Below are 17,759 nucleotides of genomic sequence, written 5' to 3' on the forward strand. Positions count from 1 at the left end.
GGATTGCATCTTGGTCAACACGTCCCCGTTTTCATCGCCCAGCGAGCCGCGCCGAAACCGGCGCGCCGCCGTGCGTGCGGTCGCGCGTGCAGCCCATGGAGCCGCGGTCCCCGGCGCGTGCCCGGCGTACGGCACGCGTATTCTCAACCGACCCGCATTGTGACTGTGTCCCGTCAACTGACGCTCGATCTCGGCACGCCGCCGCCCGCCACGTTCGACAACTTCATCATGAGCGAGGAGAACGACGAGCTCGTCACGCGGCTGCAGAAGCTCGACCTCGCGCTCGCGGCGGGCCCCGTGCCGGACCGGTCGTTCTACATCTGGGGCGAGCCCGGCAGCGGCCGCAGCCACCTGCTGCAGGCGCTCGTGAGCGACGCGTCGTACGGCTATGCGCGCTACCTGACGCCGCAGAGCCCGCTCGGCGCGTTCACGTTCGCCCCGCGCATCGGCATCTACGCGATCGACGACTGCGACCGGATGACCGACACGCAGCAGGTCGCGCTGTTCAACCTGTTCAACGAAGTCCGCGCGCATCCGTCGAGCGCGTTCGTCGCGGCAGGCCCCGCGGCGCCGCTCGCGCTCGACGTGCGAGAGGATCTGCGCACGCGCCTCGGCTGGGGGCTCGTGTTCCACCTGTCACCGCCGTCCGACGCCGGCAAGATCGCCGTGCTCAAGCTCGCGGCGAAGGAGCGCGGGATCGCGCTCACCGACGACATCGCCGCCTACCTGCTGACCCATTTCCGCCGCGACATGCCGAGCCTGATGGCGCTGCTCGACGCGCTCGACCGCTTCTCGCTCGAGCAGAAACGCGCCGTCACGCTGCCGCTGCTGCGCCGCATGCTCGCGCGGCCCGGCGACGACATCACACCACCGGGCACGGGCCCGAACCGCTTCGAGTAAAATGCGCTTCCATGACTAATCTGGCACTCTTTGACCTCGATCACACGCTGATCCCGACCGATAGCGACCACGAATGGGGCCGCTTCATGGTGAAGCTCGGCATCGTCGACGCGGAAAGCTTCTCGCGTCAGAACGATCAATTCTTCGCCGACTACAAGGCCGGCAAGCTCGACATCCACGCGTACCTGACGGCGATGCTCACGCCGCTCGCGAAATATTCGCGCGCGCAGCTCGCCGAATGGCACGAGCAGTACATGCACGAGGTGATCCGGCCCGCGATGACACCCGCCGCGCTCGAACTCGTGCGCAAGCACCTCGACGCGGGCGACCTGTGCTGCGTCGTGACGGCGACCAACGAATTCATCACGCGCCCGATCGCGACCGCGTTCGGCGTCGATACGCTGATCGCATGCGAGGTCGAAACGACCGACGGGCATCCCGATTCGCCGTACACGGGCCGGCCGACCGGCACGCCGAGCTATCGCGAAGGCAAGATCGTGCGTACCGAAGCATGGCTCGCGTCGCTGGGCAAGCACTGGGACGACTTCGCGCACAGCTACTTCTACAGCGACTCGCACAACGACATCCCGCTGCTCGAGAAAGTCACCGACCCGATCGCGACCAACCCTGACGACACGCTGCGTGCGCATGCAAGCACCCGCGGCTGGCGTATCCTCGATTTATTCTGAACGTCGTGATCAAAAAATTCATCCGCAAGCTGCTCGGCCAGGACGAAGCCCAGCAAACGCCCCCCGAAGCGGCTCAGGCCGACGAAGCGGCCCCTGCTGCCCCACGCCCCACGAAAAGCGCACGCGGCGGCGCGAAGAAGCCGCGCAGCAACCATGAGCCGACCGTCGTGCCGGCCAGCGTGCACCAGATCGATCCGTCGCTGATCTCGAGGAATGCCGTGCGCGTGACCGACACGCTGCAGCAGGCAGGCTTTCGCGCGTTCATCGTCGGCGGCGCGGTTCGCGACCTGCTGCTCGGCATCGCGCCGAAGGACTTCGACGTCGCGACCGACGCGACGCCGACAGAGGTGCAGCGCCTGTTCCGCCGCGCGCGCCTGATCGGCCGCCGCTTCCAGATCGTCCACGTGCAGTTCGGCCAGGAACTGATCGAGGTGTCGACGTTCCGCGCGCTGGTCGACGCGCCGCCCGAGGCTGCCCCGTCGGCCGAGCCGCCGAGGCGCCTGAAGCGCGACGAACTCGATCGCCGCACGCACGCGGTCGACGCGAGCGGCCGCGTGCTGCGCGACAACGTGTGGGGCGAGCAGCATGAAGATGCCGCGCGCCGCGACTTCACGATCAACGCGATGTACTACGACCCGTCGACGCAGACGGTGCTCGACTACCACGACGGGATGGCCGACATGCGCGCCCGCCTGCTGCGGATGATCGGCGACCCGGCCACGCGTTTCCGCGAGGATCCGGTGCGGATGCTGCGCGTCGTGCGCTTCGCGGCGAAGCTCGGCTTCGAGATCGAGCCGCATACGCGCGAGCCGATCAACGCGCTGGCCGACCTGATCAACAACGTGCCGGCCGCGCGCCTGTTCGACGAAATGCTGAAGCTGCTGCTGTCGGGCCATGCGCTCGCGTGCCTGAAGCAGTTGCGCAAGGAAGGCCTGCACCACGGGCTGCTGCCGCTCCTCGACGTCGTGCTCGAACAGCCGCAGGGCGAGAAGTTCATCACGCTCGCGCTGAACAACACCGACGCGCGCGTGCGCGCCGGCAAGACGGTATCGCCCGGCTTCCTGTTCGCGACGCTGCTGTGGCACGACATGCGCCAGCGCTTCGAGCAATACACGGCCGAAGGCGAGATTCCGGTGCCGGCGCTCCATCGCGCGATGGACGACGTGATCGACATGCAGACCGAGAAACTCGCGATCCACAAGCGCTATTCGGCCGACATGCGCGAGATCTGGGGCCTGCAGTTGCGCCTCGAGAAACGCTCGGGCCGCAGCGCGATGCGGCTGCTGGAACACCAAAGGTTTAGAGCGGGGTATGATTTCCTCCTGTTACGCTGCGAATCCGGCGAGCTCGATGCGGATGTCGGACAGTGGTGGACGGATTTCATCGAAGGCGACGCGGCTGCCCGCGAGGCATTGCTCACGCAGGGCGGCTCGAAGGAAAAATCGCCCCGCAAGCGGCGCCGCCGCGGCGGCGCGCGAAACCGCAAGCCGGGTGAAGGTGCTGCCGAGCAGGCACCGGACACCGCGGGCGGTTCCGACGACTGACGCACGCGCCGGCGAACGACGTAGGAAGTGATGCCATGACGGTTGCATATATCGGACTGGGGGCGAATCTCGGCGATGCGCGCCAGACCCTGAAGGACGCGGTGGTGTGCCTCGCACAGCAGCGCACCATCTCGATCCTCGGCAAATCGAGCCTGTATCGCACGGCGCCGTTCGAAGCGGGCGGCGACGACTACTACAACTGCGCCGTCAAGCTCGACACGACGCTGTCTGCCCGCGAGCTGCTCGCGCTCTGCCAGAAGATCGAACATCACTTCGGGCGCGAGCGCCCGTATCGCAACGCGCCGCGCACGCTCGACCTCGACATCCTGCTGTTCGGCGCCGACTCGATCGACGAACCCGACCTGATCGTCCCGCACCCGCGCCTCACCGACCGCGCATTCGCGCTCGTGCCGCTCGTCGAGATCGAGCCGGCACTCGACATCCCCGCGCGCGGCCGCGCCGATGCGTTCCTCGCCGCCGTCGCGGACCAGCGCGTCGAAAAGGTACAGACTTGCCAGTGCCTGATGCAGAAGGCGCTCGCGGCCGGCGACGACACCGACAAGAACCGCTGCCGATGAACCCCACTCCGCTGACCGTCACCGCCCCCGACCTGCGCGCCCCGCACCGCTATCTCGTGATCGAAGGCCCGATCGGCGTCGGCAAGACGACGCTCGCGCGCCTGCTCGCCGAGCGCTGGTCGATGCAGACGCTGCTCGAACGCCCGCAGGACAACCCGTTCCTCGAACGCTTCTATCGCGACACCGCGCGCTACGCGCTGCCCGTGCAGTTGTCGTTCGCGCTGCAGCGCGCGCAGCAGGCGCGCGAGCTGGTCGGCGCGCTGGAAACGGGCCGCCCCGTCGTCGCCGATTTCATGCCGCAGAAGAACGACATCTTCGCGCGGCTGAACCTGCCGGAAGACGAATGGCAGCTCTATCGGTCGATCGCGACGCACGTGGACGTGCCGCAGGCGCCGTCGCCCGACCTCGTCGTCTATCTGCAGGCGAGCCCCGAAGTGCTGTTCTCGCGCATCCAGAAGCGCGGGCTGCCGATGGAACTGCAGATCAGCGACACGTACCTGCGCTCGCTCGTCGACGCGTACAACGAATTTTTCTACCACTACGACCGCACGCCGGTGCTGACGGTCGCCGCGGAACACCTGAACCCGCTGGATTCCCCCGAAGATCTTGCGCTGCTGATCGAGCGCATCGAGACGATGCGCGGCCGCAAGGAATTCTTCGTCAAGGGCGAGACGACGCTCTGACGCGTCCCGCCTGTCGTTCTTCACCCATCGAACCGAATTTCCCATGACCTATCTCCAGGAATCGAGCCGGCCTGCCGTGACGGTGCCCAAGCTGCAGGCAATGCGCGACGCCGGCGATAAGATCGCGATGCTCACGTGCTACGACGCGAGCTTTGCCGCACTGCTCGATCGCGCGGGCGCCGACGTGCTGCTGATCGGCGATTCGCTCGGCAACGTGCTGCAGGGCCATACGACCACGCTGCCCGTCACGCTCGACGACATCGCGTATCACACCGCCTGTGTCGCACGCGCACAGCCGCGCGCGCTGATCATGGCCGACCTGCCGTTCGGCACGTACGGCACGCCGTCCGACGCATTCGCGAGCGCCGTCAAGCTGATGCGCGCGGGCGCGCAGATGATCAAGCTCGAAGGCGGCGAATGGCTCGCCGATACGATCCGCTTCCTCGTCGAGCGCGCGGTGCCCGTGTGTGCGCACGTGGGTCTCACGCCGCAATCGGTGCACGCGTTCGGCGGCTTCAAGGTGCAGGGCAAGACCGAGGCCGGCGCTGCGCAACTGCTGCGCGATGCGCGCGCGGTCGAAGCGGCCGGCGCGCAGGTCGTCCTGCTCGAGGCCGTGCCGACCCTCGTCGGGGCCGAGGTCACGCACATGCTGCGCGTTCCGACGATCGGCATCGGCGCGGGCGCGGACTGCTCGGGGCAGGTGCTCGTGCTGCACGACATGCTCGGGATCTTCCCCGGCAAGCGGCCGCGCTTCGTGAAGGATTTCATGCAGGGCCAGCCGAACATCCAGGCGGCCGTCGAAGCGTACGTACGCGCGGTGAAGGACGGTTCGTTCCCCGGTCCGGAACATTCGTTCTGACGTGTACGGCCGGCGGCGCGTTCGCCGGCACCCGGATATGAAAAAAGCGCGGCGCCCTTTGCGGGGCGCCGCGCTTTTCGTTGGTACGCTGCATCGATGAAAAGCGTCGCGGCACCGGCATGAGCGCGGTGTGCGATCCATCGCTTCGTTACTTCAATACCGCGTCGAGCGCGCCGCGCAGCGCGTTGGTCAGCAGCAGCGCCTGCGCGCGCGCAAGATCGTCGCAGGTCACGACGCGCTCCGCCGCACCGAACGCACGGTCATCGAGCAGCACGCCGCGCATCACGCCCGGCAGCACGCCGCACGCCAGCGGCGGCGTCACCCACTGGCCGTCGAGCTTCACGAACAGGTTCGAGCGCCCGCCCTCCGTCACCTCGCCGCGCTCGTTGACGAACAGCATGTCGAAGCCGCCGAGCGCCTCCGCCGCCTGCCACGCGCGGTCGTATTCGGCACGGCGCGTCGTCTTGTGCAACAGCAGCGCATCGCTCGCGCGGGTCGGCGCGAAACCGTGCGCGGACGCCAGCAGCACGCCGACCGGCCCAGCCGGCAGCGGCTTGAGCGGGGCCGCAACGACCTCGACCGTGCCGTCCTTCGCGAGCGAGAGCTTCATCCGGTAAGGGCCGTCGCCGTCGAGCGCAGCGCAGCGCGCGTCGATCTCGCGGCGCAACGCATCGGCGTCGAAGCGGAAGCCGAGCGCATCCGCGCTGCGCCGCAGCCGCGCGAGATGACGATCGAGATGCCGGATGCCGTCCGCACGCGTGGCGGCGGTCGTTTCGAACAACTGGAAGCCGGGATCGGCGTCCGTCAGGAATCGCGCTTTCAATTCGCACTCCGCATATTCGTCGGCCGCGACGCTGTCGAGCACGATGCCCGCGCCGACGCCCATCGTGCCGCGGCGCCGGTCGGCGGTTGCGGTTGCCGTTGCCGGCTCGCATGCTTCTTCGGTAGCGGCGGCGGCCGCACCGTCTCCAGCCGCGCCTTCGACGGTAGCAGCCAGCGTCAGCGTGCGGATCGCGACCGACAGGCAGAAATCGCCGCAACCGGCCGCGCGACTGCCGCGCGCATCGGAACCGGCGCCGTCCTGCGGCGCGTCGAGCCAGCCGATCGCGCCCGTATAGAGCCCGCGCGGCGTCGACTCGATCGTGTCGATCAACTGCATCGTCATGTGCTTCGGCGCGCCCGTGATCGATCCGCACGGAAACAGCGCACGCAGCATCTGCGCGAACGTCGTGCCGTCGCGCCAGCCGGCCTCGACCGTCGACGTCATCTGCCACACCGACGCATACGGCTCGACGGAGAACAGCGCCGGCACGCGGACCGTACCGGTGCGCGCGATCCGCGACACGTCGTTGCGCAGCAGGTCGACGATCATCACGTTCTCCGCGCGGTTCTTCGGATCGCTCGCGAGGAACGCGGCAGCTGCCGCATCTTCGCTGGGATCGGCCGAACGCGGCGCGGTGCCCTTCATCGGCCGCGCGCGCAGCACGTCGCCGTGCTTCTCGACGAACAGTTCCGGCGAGCACGACACGACCCACGCGCCGCACGGCAGCGCGATCAGCGCGCCATAACGCACGGGCTGGCGCGCGCGCAGCCGCCGGTACAGCGCGAGCGGCGTGCCGAATACGTCGAAATTCAGCCGGTACGTGTAGTTGATCTGATACGAATCGCCCGCGCGCAGCGCGTCGTGCACCGCGGCGATCGCCGCGTCGAACGCGTCGCGCGACACGCTCTTCGCGACATGCGCGACGCCCGCGATCGACGGCGAACCGCCGCCGTCCTGCTGCGCGAGCCACGCGTCGACTTCGTCGCGCGACAAGCGCTCGCAGCACGCATACAGCAAAAAGCGCAGCGGGGCATCGCCCGGCTGCGCTCGTTGCAGGTTGCGTCCGAATTCGTAATCGCCGACGACCACCGCATGCAGCCCGTCGCGCAGGTCCTGCGCCACCGCCGCGTCGATTTCGTCGAGCCGCGCCGGATCCGTGCACACGCGTTCGTGCACGAAGCCGGAATACAAGCGACTCGACCGCGCGGACGCGGTCGAGTCGCAATCGTCCAAGAGCGCGAACGACGCGCTCTCGCTGCCTTCAGTCATGCCGTTACTCGAAGAAGCTCTTCACACGGTCGAACCAGCTCTTGCTCTGCGGGCTGTGACGCGCGCCGCCCTCGGCCAGCGACTTCTCGAACTGCTTGAGCAGGTCGCGCTGTTGGTCGGTCAGCTTCACGGGCGTCTCGACCTGCACGTGCACGTACAGATCGCCCGCGATGCTCGAACGCAGCCCCTTGATGCCCTTGCCGCGCAGGCGGAACGTCTTGCCCGACTGCGTGCCTTCCGGCACCGGGAACGACGCACGGCCGGCCAGCGTCGGCACCTCGATCTCGCCGCCGAGCGCGGCGGTCGTAAACGGGATCGGCATCTGGCAGTGGAGATCGTCACCGTCGCGCTCGAACACCGAGTGCGGCTTGATGTGGATCTCGACGTACAGGTCGCCCGGCGGCCCGCCGTTGATGCCCGGCTCGCCGTTGCCAGCCGAGCGGATCCGCATCCCGTCGTCGATCCCGGCCGGGATCTTCACTTCGAGCGTCTTGGTTTCCTTCACCTTGCCCGACCCGTGGCAGTGCACGCACGGCTCGGGGATGTAGGTGCCCGTGCCATGGCACTTCGGGCAGGTCTGCTGGATGCTGAAGAAGCCCTGCGACATGCGCACCGTGCCCTGGCCGTGACAGGTCGGGCAGGTTTCCGGCTTCGTACCGGGCTTCGCGCCCGACCCGTGGCAGACCTCGCACGACACCCAGCTCGGCACGCGGATCTGCGTGTCGTAGCCGTGCGCAGCCTGCTCGAGCGTGATTTCCATGCTGTAGCGCAGGTCGGCGCCGCGGTACACCTGCGGGCCGCCGCGGCCGCCGCGCGCGGCGCCGCCCGCGGCCTGGCCGAAGATGTCGCCGAAGATGTCGCCGAATGCATCCGCGAAGCCGCCGAAGCCCTGTGCGCCCGCACCGCCCATGTTCGGATCGACGCCCGCGTGGCCGTACTGGTCGTACGCGGCCCGCTTCTGGCTGTCCGACAGCATTTCATAGGCCTCCTTCACCTCCTTGAAATGCTCTTCCGCATCCTTGCTGTCCGGATTGCGGTCAGGGTGATACTTCATCGCAAGCTTGCGATATGCCTTCTTGATTTCGTCGTCGCCCGCATTCTTCGCGACGCCCAGAACCTCGTAGTAATCCCGTTTCGCCATATCGATTCACTGTGCCGCCACGCATCGCGCACGCGGCGGCTCCTTTCGCCCGCAGTAAAGTCTCTCGACTCGTCTGGCGCTGCGCCCGTCCGCGGACGGCTCGCGCAGCACCCGCCAAAAAACAAATGTGCCCGGAGGGCCGCGAAGCCCGCCAGGCGTGGAGTCGATCCGGCCATCCGGAAGGAAAGACAGACCGCTTGTCAGCCGCGCCGCGCGCGTTCGAGCGCGCGGCGTGCGGTGCCGTTGCAACCCGGCTTAGTCCTTCTTCACTTCCTTGAACTCGGCGTCGACGACGTCGTCGGCAGCCTGCTGCGCGCCACCCGCGTGGGCCGCGCCTTCCGCTGCACCCGCCGCGCCGGCGGCACCCGCCTGCTGGGCCTGCATGTCGGCGTACATCTTCTCGCCGAGCTTCTGCGAAACCTTGCCGAGTTCCTCGACCTTCGCGTCGATCGCCGCCTTGTCGGCCGACGTGTCCTTCAGCACTTCCTCGAGCGACTTCAGCGACGCTTCGATCGCTTCCTTCTCGCCCGCGTCCAGCTTGTCGCCGTACTCGGCGAGCGCCTTCTTCGTGCTGTGGACCAGTGCGTCGCCCTGGTTGCGCGAATCGGCCAGCTCGCGCAGCTTGTGGTCTTCCGCTGCGTTCGCTTCCGCGTCCTTGATCATCTGGTCGATTTCAGCCTCGGACAGACCCGAGTTGGCCTTGATCGTGATCTTGTTTTCCTTGCCGGTCGCCTTGTCCTTCGCGCCGACGTGCAGGATGCCGTTCGCGTCGATGTCGAAGGTCACTTCGATCTGCGGCACGCCGCGCGGTGCCGGCGGGATGCCTTCGAGGTTGAACTCGCCGAGCAGCTTGTTGCCTGCCGCCATTTCGCGTTCGCCCTGGAACACCTTGATCGTCACGGCGCCCTGGTTGTCGTCCGCCGTCGAATACACCTGCGCGTGCTTCGTCGGGATCGTCGTGTTCTTGCTGATCATCTTCGTCATCACGCCGCCGAGCGTCTCGATGCCGAGCGACAGCGGGGTCACGTCGAGCAGCAGCACGTCCTTGCGGTCGCCCGACAGGACCTGGCCCTGGATCGCCGCGCCAACCGCGACGGCTTCGTCCGGGTTCACGTCACGGCGCGGATCCTTGCCGAAGAACTCCTTCACCTTCTCCAGGACCTTCGGCATGCGGGTCTGGCCGCCGACCAGGATCACGTCGTCGATGTCCGACACCTTGACGCCCGCGTCCTTGATCGCGATGCGGCACGGTTCGATCGTGCGCTCGACGAGGTCTTCCACCAGCGCTTCCAGCTTCGCGCGGGTGATCTTCAGGTTCAAGTGCTTCGGGCCCGACGCGTCCGCCGTGATGTACGGCAGGTTGATTTCGGTCTGCTGGCTCGACGACAGCTCGATCTTCGCCTTTTCGGCGGCTTCCTTCAGGCGTTGCAGCGCGAGCACGTCCTTCGACAGGTCGACGCCCTGCTCCTTCTTGAACTCGCCGATGATGTAATCGATGATGCGCTGGTCGAAGTCTTCGCCGCCGAGGAACGTATCGCCGTTGGTCGACAGCACTTCGAACTGCATTTCGCCGTCGACGTCCGCGATCTCGATGATCGACACGTCGAACGTGCCGCCGCCGAGGTCATACACGGCGATCTTGCGGTCGCCCTTCTCTGCCTTGTCGAGGCCGAACGCGAGCGCGGCTGCCGTCGGCTCGTTGATGATCCGCTTGACTTCGAGGCCCGCGATGCGGCCGGCGTCCTTGGTCGCCTGGCGCTGGCTGTCGTTGAAGTAAGCCGGCACCGTGATCACGGCTTCCGTGACCGGCTCGCCGAGGTAGTCTTCGGCCGTCTTCTTCATCTTGCGCAGCACTTCCGCCGAAACCTGCGGCGGCGCGAGCTTTTCGCCATGTGCCTCGACCCATGCATCGCCGTTGTCGGCCTTGATGATGGTGTACGGCATCAGGCCGATGTCCTTCTGGACTTCCTTCTCTTCGAAGCGGCGGCCGATCAGGCGCTTCACCGCGAACAGCGTGTTCTTCGGGTTGGTCACCGACTGACGCTTGGCCGGCGCGCCGACGAGCACTTCGTTGTCGTCCATGTACGCGATGATCGACGGCGTGGTGCGCGTGCCTTCCGAGTTCTCGATGACCTTGACCTGGTTGCCTTCCATGATGGCGACGCACGAGTTCGTGGTGCCGAGGTCAATACCGATGATCTTTCCCATTTTCCTAATCTCCAGAAATGCCTGTTTGCTGCACGAAACCCTGCCTTTTTTGGCGGTTTCGCGCGCCAGAATTCAACTCTGTTTCCGAAATGCGTCCGTCCGGTCCGTTTTCAAGACCCGACAGGCGATGCGGATATTAAATTTTTTCAATCGCCACGGGCTACCGGATCGCCGGCCGCCGGATCGCCGCCAGCCGATTCACGGCTTGCCGCCGCGATCTTCGCGCGCGCCGCCGAAACGGCCGCCTGGAACTGCGCGAGGCCATGCCAGCCCGTCGCGCGGCCGAGACGCTTGCCGCGGTGGAAGAAGAACCACGTCGGCACGCCGTGCAGCCCGAAGCGGCGCCCGAGCTGATGGTGTTCGTACACGTTGCAATGGAACCACTTCAGGTCCAGCGCGCGGATCGCGTCCGGCTGGGCGAGCATCGCCTTCTTCGCGATCTCGCAGTTGAAGCAGTCGACGCCCCAGAAGAACACCACCGCGAGCGCGTCGCCGGCGCCTTCGATCCCCGCGTCGAACGTGTCGGCGGCCAGCGCCTGCATGTCGAACGCGTCGAAAGCGGCCGGATCGACGCCGGCGGGAACCATCGCGACGGCCTTACTTCGGCTGCGCGACGGTGACGAGCGCCGGACGCAGCACGCGGTCGGCGATCGTATAGCCCTTTTGCAGCACCGCGACGACGGTGTTCGGCTCCTGCTCGGCCGGCACCATCGAAATCGCCTGGTGCTGGTGCGGATCGAACTTCTCGCCGACCGGGTTGATCGCGACGACGCGGCCCTTCTCGAGCGCGCTCGTCAGCTGGCGCAGCGTCAGTTCGACGCCTTCGCGCACCTTCGCGATGTCGCCGGACGTGTCGCTGACGGCCGCTTCCAGGCTGTCCAGCACGGGCAGCAGGTGTTCCGCGAAGCTCTCGATCGCGAACTTGTGCGCCTTCGAGACGTCGTCCTGCGCGCGGCGGCGCACGTTCTCGGTCTCGGCCTTCGCCCGCAGGAAGCTCTCCTGCAGCTCGGCGACCTTGGCTTGAGCCTCCGCGAGCGCCGCGTCGGCTGCTTCGGCGGCGGGAGCGGCGCCTTGCGCCGCCTGCTTCTCGCTGCCGATGTCTTCGGCCGATTGGGTAGACGGGTTCTCTTGCGTGTTTTCCATGTCGCTGAAAGTCGATTAGAGGTTGAAGCCAAATCGGCAACCGCCGGATCGTATACCCGGCGGCACCGCACATCGTTGGTGCAAATAAGGGTGAAAACTGCGATTTCAAGAGGGTTATTCGCCGGCATTCTCCAATGCCGCGAAACAACCGCGCGTCTCGCCGGTGCATTCCCCGCAGAGTTCGCCAGACCGGGCGAAACGGGCTGTAACAACGCTTACCAGGCAAGTACTAGCTCGGCACAGCGCGGCTGCACTACACTCCAGTCAAGCGTCGGAAAAGCGTGTTTACCCTAGCTGACCGTCGCCTTACATCCAATCCACCTGGCGCCGTTTTCACCCTTCTTCTCGAGGGGAGTACCGTGAAACTGACCTTTGCGATATCGGTGGTCGCGCTGGTACTCATTGCCGGCACCACCACCATCTGCCTGTCGGGAGCCGTTACCGACCGCACGACCGAATACGGAAGCGCGCGGGCGACCTTCGACCAGATGTTCAGCTCCCACCAGAAAATCTGTCGATGATGCGCCGGTCGCGCTTCGTCGGCCGGCCGTGCAGTTCGGCCGCCGGCTCGCGATACGTGCGGCGCCGCTCCAGTTCGGCGAGCCGCGCGGCCCGCCCCGCTTCCGTTTCCACGTAAAGCGTCTGCGCGACGCTCGCGGGCCCGCGCACGTCGCACACGCCCAGTACGGCAATGTGCCAGACGATGCCGTCGATCGCAATCTCGACCTCGTCGCCGACGCGCACCTCCTTCGCCGGCTTGACCGCCGCGCCGCCGATCTTCACGTGCCCCTTGTCGACTGCATCGGTCGCGAGCGAGCGCGTCTTGAAGAACCGGGCCGCCCACAGCCATTTGTCGATGCGCAGCTTCGCGCCCGGTTCAGTGGAAATCTTGTAGTTCATGTCGGCCTCCGCCGGGCCGCCCCAAGGAGGCCAACCGCCTCCCCAGGGCGCAGCGAATGAAGCGAGCGAGCGATTCGTTCCATGTCAGCTCACCGTTTCGGGCTGCGCGGCCCTGACGGGCCAGCCCTGCAGGTTCTCGGCGACGATCTCGCCGATCGCGCCGAGCCACGCGGGCGCGCCGTTCAGGCACGGAATGCGGTGGAATGCCTTGCCGCCGCCGGCGAGGAATTCGTCGCGCACTTCCATGCCGATCTCCTCGATCGTCTCCAGGCAATCGGCCGTGAAGCCGGGGCAGAACACGTCGGCCCGCCGCACGCCGGCCTCGCCGAACTCGCGCAGCGTCGGCGCCGTATAAGGCTGCAGCCATTCGGCCTTGCCGAAGCGCGACTGGAAGGTGACGCGGCATTCGGTCGTCGACAGCCCGAGCGCGGCCATCAGCAGCGCGCCCGTCTGCTGGCACTGGTCGTGATAAGGGTCGCCGAGGTCGAGCGTGCGCTTCGGCACGCCGTGAAAGCTCAGCACGAGCTTGTCGCCGGCCGCGAAGTCGGGCCGGCCGTGCTGCGCCCAGTACTGGCGCACCTGTTCGGCAAGCGCGTGGATATAGGCCGGATGGTCGGCGTAGTGCCGCACCGTGCGCACCTCCGGCTGGTTGCGCATGCGCGCGAGCGCGCCGAATGCGGCATCGAACGCGGTGGCCGTGGTCGATGCCGAGTATTGCGGATACATCGGCATCAGCAGCACGCGCTCGACGCCCGAGCGCTTGAACTGCGCGAGCGCGTGCGCAATGTTCGGGCTGCCGTAGCGCATCGCGTAATCGACCAGCACGTGATAGCCGTTCGACACGAGCAGATGCCGCACGCCGTCGGTCTGGCGCTCGGTGTGCACGCGCAGCGGCGAGCCCTCGGGCATCCACACGGCCGCGTATTTCTTCGCGGCCGCGCGGCCGCGCAGCGGCAGGATCAGCGTGCGCAGCAGCACCTGCCAGACGGCCTGCGGGATTTCGACGACCCGCGGATCCGACAGGAATTCGGCCAGATAGCGCCGCACCGCGCGCGGCGTGGGGGCGTCGGGCGTGCCGAGATTGATCAGCAGCACGCCGATGCGATGGGCGGCCGCGGTGCTCGAAGGCGGCTCAAGATCGAAACGCATGGGCAAGAACGTGCTCGGGGCACGGGACCGGACGGCTCTCAATTATAGCGGGCCGCCCCGTGCCGTTCGGCCGACTGTCGGCGCAGGCGGCGCCGCGGCACGATGACGGGGCGGGATCGGGCTGGTTACCGCTGGCTATTGCTGGCTCAGCGTGAGCGACAGCAGGCGCGCGGTGATGTCGACGATCGGTATCACGCGGTTGTACGCCATGCGGGTCGGGCCGATCACGCCGAGCGTGCCGACGATCTGCCCGTTCACCTCGTAAGGCGCGGTGACGACGCTCATTTCCTCGATCGGCACGAGCGTCGATTCGCCGCCGATGAAGATCTGCACGCCCTGGGCGTGGCTCGACACGTCGAGCAGTTGCAGGAGGCCCGTCTTTTGGTCGAACACGTCGAACAGCTTGCGCAGCCGCGCCATGTCGGACGAAAGATCCGCCACCTCGAGCAGGTTGCGCTCGCCGGAAATCAGCACGGTGTCCTCGGTGTCGGGCACCTCGGTACTGGCCGTCACGGCCGCGTGCATCAGCGTGGTCATGTCGCCGCGCAACTGGTCGATCTCATCGCGCAGGCGGCGGCGCACCTCATCGAACGACAGGCCGGCGAAATGCGCGTTGATGTAGTTGGACGCCTCGGTCAGCTGCGACGGCGAATAGTCGCGCGGCGTCGCGAGCATCCGGTTCTGCACGTCGCCCTCGGGCGTGACGATGATCAGCAGGATGCGCTTGTCCGACAGGCGCATGAACTCGATCTGCTTGAACACGTGGCTGCGGCGCGGCGTCAGCACGACGCCCGCGAACTGCGACAGGTTCGACAGCACGCTCGCGGCGGCAGCCACCACCCGCTGCTGCGGCTCGCCGGCCTGCAGCGTGTTCTGCACCTGTCGCGCGACGGCCTCGGCGTCGATCGGCGCCTCGACCGTCAGCATCGTGTCGACGAACAGCCGGTAGCCGCGCGGCGTCGGCACGCGGCCGGCCGACGTGTGCGGGCTCGACACGAGGCCGAGCTCCTCCAGGTCGGACATCACGTTGCGGATCGTCGCCGGGCTCAGCTCGAGCCCGGAATAACGGGACAACGTGCGCGATCCGACTGGCTGACCGTCGGCGATATACCGTTCGATCAGGGTTTTCAGGAGGGTTCGTGCGCGAGGATCTAGCATGGTGGAAAATTTTAGCGCAACCGCGCGACCGCGGCGAGTGGCGTCGGCCACCGTTGCGCGGGCCGGCACGATCCGGCCCCGTCCGCGCACAGCCGGTTCTTTTCGTCAACGAGCTATGGTGTAATGCCGGCATGAAAACCGGTAATCAGTTCAATACTGTCGCGCTCGTCGGCCGGAGCAACACGCCCGGCATCGCCGAGCCGCTCGCCACACTGGCTGCCAGCCTAGCGAAGCTGGGCTTCGAGGTCGTCTTCGAAGGCGATACCGCGCGCGAGTTCGGCATCACCGGCTATCCGGCGCTCACCCCGGCCGAAATCGGGGCGCGTGCGGACGTGGCGGTCGTGCTGGGCGGCGACGGCACGATGCTTGGCATCGGCCGCCAGCTCGCGCCGTACCGGACACCGCTGATCGGGATCAACCACGGGCGGCTCGGCTTCATCACGGACATCGCGGCGGCCGACATGCACGCGCTCGTCCCCGTGATGCTGGCGGGCAAGTTCGAGCGCGAGGAGCGCTCGCTGCTCGAGGCCAGGATCATGCGCGACGGCGAACCGATCTACCACGCGCTCGCGTTCAACGACGTCGTCGTGAACCGCAGCGGCTTCTCCGGGATGGTCGAGCTGCGCGCGTCGGTCGACGGCCGGTACATGTACAACCAGCGTTCGGACGGCCTGATCGTCGCCACGCCGACGGGCTCGACCGCGTACGCGCTGTCGTCGGCCGGCCCTATCCTCCATCCGCAGCTTCAGGGCATCGTGCTCGTGCCGATCGCGCCGCACGCGCTGTCGAACCGGCCGATCGTGCTGCCCGACGAATCCAAGATCGCGATCCAGATCGTCGGCGGGCGCGACGTCAACGTGAACTTCGACATGCAGTCGTTCACCTCGCTCGAACTGAACGACACGATCGAGGTACGCCGCTCGAAGCACACGGTGCCGTTCCTGCACCCGATCGGCTATAGCTACTACGCGACGCTGCGCAAGAAGCTGCACTGGAACGAACACGCGTCGAACGAAGACGACGACACGGCGTCCTGACGCCCCACCGCCCGACACCATGCTCCGCCACCTCTCGATCCGCGACTTCGTCATCGTGGCCGCGCTCGATCTCGAATTCGACAGCGGCTTTTCCGTCTTTTCCGGTGAAACCGGCGCCGGGAAATCGATCCTGATCGACGCCCTCGCCCTCGCGCTCGGCGAACGTGCCGACGCGAGCGTCGTGCGCACCGGCTGCGGCCGCGCCGACATCACGGCCGAATTCACGCCGCACGACCGCGTCGCGCGCTGGCTCGACGAACACGCGTTCGACGCCGAGGACACCGTGATGCTGCGCCGCGTGATCGACGCGAACGGCCGGTCGCGCGCGTTCATCAACGGCACCAGCGCGACGCTCGCGCAACTGCGCGAACTCGGCGAGATGCTCGTCGACATCCACGGCCAGCACGCGCACCAGTTGCTGATGCGGCCCGACGCGCAGCGCGAGCTGTTCGACACGCACGCGGGGCTCGTCGCCGATGCAGCGAACGTCGCGCGCGCGTGGCGCGTCTGGCGCGACGCGACGCAGGCGATCGACGCCGCGAAGGCGCACGAGCGCGAGCTGCAGCTCGAACGCGAAAAGCTCGCGTGGCAGCTCGCGGAGCTCGACAAGCTCGCGCCGCAAGCCGGCGAATGGGACGAAGTCAGCAACGAGCACAAGCGCCTGTCGCATTCGGCGAACCTGATCGAAGGCGTGCGCGGCGCGCTCAACGCGCTGTCCGAATCCGACGACGCGATGCTCGCGCAGCTCGGCGCGATCGTGTCGAAGCTGCGCAGCCTCGCCGACTACGACACCGCGCTCGGCGACGCACTCGCGTCGCTCGAACCGGCCGAAATCCAGCTGCAGGAAGCCGTCTATTCGCTGTCGCACTATGCGCAGCGCGTCGATCTCGATCCCGAGCGGCTCGCGCAGGTCGAAACGCGTCTCGATGCGCTGCACTCGACCGCCCGCAAGTTCCGGCTACCGCCCGACACGCTGCACGAAGAACATGCGGCTCGCCGCGCGCAGCTCGCCGCGCTTGACGCGGCCGCCGATCTCGGCGCGCTCGAGGCGGTGCAGGCCAAGGCGCGGGAAGCTTATCTCGCCGACGCGAAACACCTGTCGAAGGCGCGCGCGCAGGCCGCCAAGGCGCTGGGCACGGCCGTCACGGCCGGCATGCAGGAACTGTCGATGGCAGGCGGAAGTTTCGAAGTCGCGCTCGTGCCGCTCGCCGACGGCGGCCCGCACGGGCTCGAGCAGGTCGAGTTCCGGGTCGCCGGGCATGCCGGCGTGCCGCTGCGGCCGCTCGCGAAGGTCGCGTCGGGCGGCGAGCTCGCGCGGATCAGCCTCGCGCTCGCCGTGATCGCGAGCGCGGCGAGCCCGACGCCGACGCTGATCTTCGACGAAGTCGATACGGGGATCGGCGGCGGCGTCGCCGAAGTGGTCGGCCGCCTGCTGCACCAGCTCGGGCGCGACCGCCAGGTGCTGTGCGTGACGCACCTGCCGCAGGTCGCCGCGCGCGGCGACCACCACTTCCAGGTTGCGAAGGGAGCCGACGACCGCGGCGGCACGGTGTCGACGGTCGTCGCGCTCGATCGCGCCAACCGGATCGAGGAAGTCGCGCGGATGCTCGGCGGGCTCGAGATCACGGCGACGACGCGCAAACACGCGAAGGAAATGCTGGCGGCCTGACGCGGCCGT

The 17,759-nt window shown here is 67.5% G+C and carries 17 protein-coding genes; 9 read left to right on the forward strand and 8 right to left on the reverse strand.

Annotated features, from left to right (window positions below; translation table 11 throughout):
- Window positions 1-159: 159 nt before the first annotated feature.
- The 6 genes from hda to panB are packed head-to-tail and all read left to right on the forward strand — an operon-like array spanning window position 160 to window position 5,253.
- Window positions 160-900, forward strand: coding sequence for a DnaA regulatory inactivator Hda (gene hda, locus KVT39_RS06990; protein WP_368858907.1), 741 nt, complete (start codon window positions 160-162; stop codon window positions 898-900).
- A gap of 11 nt (window positions 901-911) precedes the next feature.
- Window positions 912-1,589 carry an HAD family phosphatase gene (locus KVT39_RS06995; protein ID WP_034182802.1) on the forward strand — a complete coding sequence of 226 codons (678 nt, stop codon included), beginning with the start codon at window positions 912-914 and terminating at the stop codon, window positions 1,587-1,589.
- A gap of 5 nt (window positions 1,590-1,594) precedes the next feature.
- Window positions 1,595-3,133, forward strand: a complete 1,539-nt coding sequence (gene pcnB, locus KVT39_RS07000; protein ID WP_217588251.1) for a polynucleotide adenylyltransferase PcnB — start codon at window positions 1,595-1,597, stop codon at window positions 3,131-3,133.
- Window positions 3,134-3,168: 35 nt separating this feature from the next.
- Window positions 3,169-3,711, forward strand: a complete 543-nt coding sequence (gene folK, locus KVT39_RS07005) for a 2-amino-4-hydroxy-6-hydroxymethyldihydropteridine diphosphokinase (RefSeq protein WP_034182800.1) — start codon at window positions 3,169-3,171, stop codon at window positions 3,709-3,711.
- Window positions 3,708-4,394 (forward strand): deoxynucleoside kinase, encoded by a 687-nt coding sequence (locus KVT39_RS07010; RefSeq protein ID WP_034182799.1) that lies wholly within the window; start codon window positions 3,708-3,710, stop codon window positions 4,392-4,394. The genes folK and KVT39_RS07010 overlap by 4 nt, the downstream gene beginning before the upstream one ends.
- Before the next feature lie 43 nt (window positions 4,395-4,437).
- Window positions 4,438-5,253, forward strand: a complete 816-nt coding sequence (panB, locus tag KVT39_RS07015; protein WP_034182798.1) for a 3-methyl-2-oxobutanoate hydroxymethyltransferase — start codon at window positions 4,438-4,440, stop codon at window positions 5,251-5,253.
- 148 nt (window positions 5,254-5,401) lie between these two features.
- Here panB and KVT39_RS07020 read toward each other — a convergent pair whose 3' ends face one another.
- From KVT39_RS07020 to grpE, 5 genes are all read right to left on the reverse strand, one after another.
- Window positions 5,402-7,345, reverse strand: a complete 1,944-nt coding sequence (locus KVT39_RS07020; RefSeq protein WP_217588253.1) for a chorismate-binding protein — start codon at window positions 7,343-7,345, stop codon at window positions 5,402-5,404.
- A 4-nt stretch (window positions 7,346-7,349) separates the two neighbouring features.
- Entirely contained in the window at window positions 7,350-8,486 is a 1,137-nt protein-coding gene (dnaJ, locus tag KVT39_RS07025) for a molecular chaperone DnaJ (protein WP_034182796.1), read from the reverse strand.
- 255 nt (window positions 8,487-8,741) lie between these two features.
- The gene (gene dnaK, locus KVT39_RS07030) at window positions 8,742-10,694 is read right to left on the reverse strand and encodes a molecular chaperone DnaK (RefSeq protein ID WP_072436268.1); all 1,953 of its coding nucleotides are present in this window, start codon (window positions 10,692-10,694) and stop codon (window positions 8,742-8,744) included.
- Window positions 10,695-10,840: 146 nt separating this feature from the next.
- Window positions 10,841-11,281: a co-chaperone YbbN gene (locus KVT39_RS07035; RefSeq protein WP_034182794.1), complete on the reverse strand. Its 441-nt coding sequence runs from the start codon at window positions 11,279-11,281 to the stop codon at window positions 10,841-10,843.
- Window positions 11,282-11,291: 10 nt separating this feature from the next.
- A complete protein-coding gene (gene grpE / locus KVT39_RS07040) occupies window positions 11,292-11,837 on the reverse strand; it encodes a nucleotide exchange factor GrpE (protein WP_217588255.1) in 546 nt (181 codons plus the stop codon).
- A gap of 359 nt (window positions 11,838-12,196) precedes the next feature.
- Between grpE and KVT39_RS07045 the strand changes: the two genes are divergently transcribed.
- Entirely contained in the window at window positions 12,197-12,358 is a 162-nt protein-coding gene (locus tag KVT39_RS07045; RefSeq protein WP_006476841.1) for a hypothetical protein, read from the forward strand.
- Here the strand turns inward: KVT39_RS07045 and KVT39_RS07050 are convergent.
- The 3 genes from KVT39_RS07050 to hrcA form a co-directional block, all read right to left on the reverse strand.
- The gene (locus tag KVT39_RS07050; protein ID WP_034182792.1) at window positions 12,330-12,737 is read right to left on the reverse strand and encodes an RNA-binding S4 domain-containing protein; all 408 of its coding nucleotides are present in this window, start codon (window positions 12,735-12,737) and stop codon (window positions 12,330-12,332) included. The genes KVT39_RS07045 and KVT39_RS07050 overlap by 29 nt on opposite strands.
- An 84-nt stretch (window positions 12,738-12,821) precedes the next feature.
- Complete coding sequence (gene hemH / locus KVT39_RS07055; protein WP_217588259.1) at window positions 12,822-13,886, reverse strand: ferrochelatase; 1,065 nt, start codon at window positions 13,884-13,886, stop codon at window positions 12,822-12,824.
- A gap of 135 nt (window positions 13,887-14,021) precedes the next feature.
- Complete coding sequence (gene hrcA / locus KVT39_RS07060; RefSeq protein ID WP_011544637.1) at window positions 14,022-15,044, reverse strand: heat-inducible transcriptional repressor HrcA; 1,023 nt, start codon at window positions 15,042-15,044, stop codon at window positions 14,022-14,024.
- 131 nt (window positions 15,045-15,175) lie between these two features.
- Between hrcA and KVT39_RS07065 the strand changes: the two genes are divergently transcribed.
- Together KVT39_RS07065 and recN are read left to right on the forward strand one after the other, a co-directional pair.
- Window positions 15,176-16,081 carry an NAD kinase gene (locus KVT39_RS07065; RefSeq protein WP_034182790.1) on the forward strand — a complete coding sequence of 302 codons (906 nt, stop codon included), beginning with the start codon at window positions 15,176-15,178 and terminating at the stop codon, window positions 16,079-16,081.
- A gap of 19 nt (window positions 16,082-16,100) precedes the next feature.
- Window positions 16,101-17,750, forward strand: a complete 1,650-nt coding sequence (gene recN / locus KVT39_RS07070; protein ID WP_034182789.1) for a DNA repair protein RecN — start codon at window positions 16,101-16,103, stop codon at window positions 17,748-17,750.
- Window positions 17,751-17,759 lie beyond the last annotated feature (9 nt).

The organism is Burkholderia sp. GbtcB21, assembly GCF_019091065.1.
GTDB lineage: Bacteria > Pseudomonadota > Gammaproteobacteria > Burkholderiales > Burkholderiaceae > Burkholderia > Burkholderia pyrrocinia_C.

What these genes read in the sequence shown, in the direction of transcription:
- KVT39_RS06995 (WP_034182802.1), top strand. Translation starts at nt 912, where the DNA reads ATGACTAATCTGGCACTCTTTGACCTCGATCACACGCTGATCCCGACC.
- folK (WP_034182800.1), top strand. Translation starts at nt 3,169, where the DNA reads ATGACGGTTGCATATATCGGACTGGGGGCGAATCTCGGCGATGCGCGC.
- KVT39_RS07010 (WP_034182799.1), top strand. Translation starts at nt 3,708, where the DNA reads ATGAACCCCACTCCGCTGACCGTCACCGCCCCCGACCTGCGCGCCCCG.
- panB (WP_034182798.1), top strand. Translation starts at nt 4,438, where the DNA reads ATGACCTATCTCCAGGAATCGAGCCGGCCTGCCGTGACGGTGCCCAAG.
- KVT39_RS07020 (WP_217588253.1), bottom strand. Translation starts at nt 7,345, where the DNA reads ATGACTGAAGGCAGCGAGAGCGCGTCGTTCGCGCTCTTGGACGATTGC.
- dnaJ (WP_034182796.1), bottom strand. Translation starts at nt 8,486, where the DNA reads ATGGCGAAACGGGATTACTACGAGGTTCTGGGCGTCGCGAAGAATGCG.
- dnaK (WP_072436268.1), bottom strand. Translation starts at nt 10,694, where the DNA reads ATGGGAAAGATCATCGGTATTGACCTCGGCACCACGAACTCGTGCGTC.
- KVT39_RS07035 (WP_034182794.1), bottom strand. Translation starts at nt 11,281, where the DNA reads ATGGTTCCCGCCGGCGTCGATCCGGCCGCTTTCGACGCGTTCGACATG.
- grpE (WP_217588255.1), bottom strand. Translation starts at nt 11,837, where the DNA reads ATGGAAAACACGCAAGAGAACCCGTCTACCCAATCGGCCGAAGACATC.
- KVT39_RS07050 (WP_034182792.1), bottom strand. Translation starts at nt 12,737, where the DNA reads ATGAACTACAAGATTTCCACTGAACCGGGCGCGAAGCTGCGCATCGAC.
- hemH (WP_217588259.1), bottom strand. Translation starts at nt 13,886, where the DNA reads ATGCGTTTCGATCTTGAGCCGCCTTCGAGCACCGCGGCCGCCCATCGC.
- hrcA (WP_011544637.1), bottom strand. Translation starts at nt 15,044, where the DNA reads ATGCTAGATCCTCGCGCACGAACCCTCCTGAAAACCCTGATCGAACGG.
- KVT39_RS07065 (WP_034182790.1), top strand. Translation starts at nt 15,176, where the DNA reads ATGAAAACCGGTAATCAGTTCAATACTGTCGCGCTCGTCGGCCGGAGC.
- recN (WP_034182789.1), top strand. Translation starts at nt 16,101, where the DNA reads ATGCTCCGCCACCTCTCGATCCGCGACTTCGTCATCGTGGCCGCGCTC.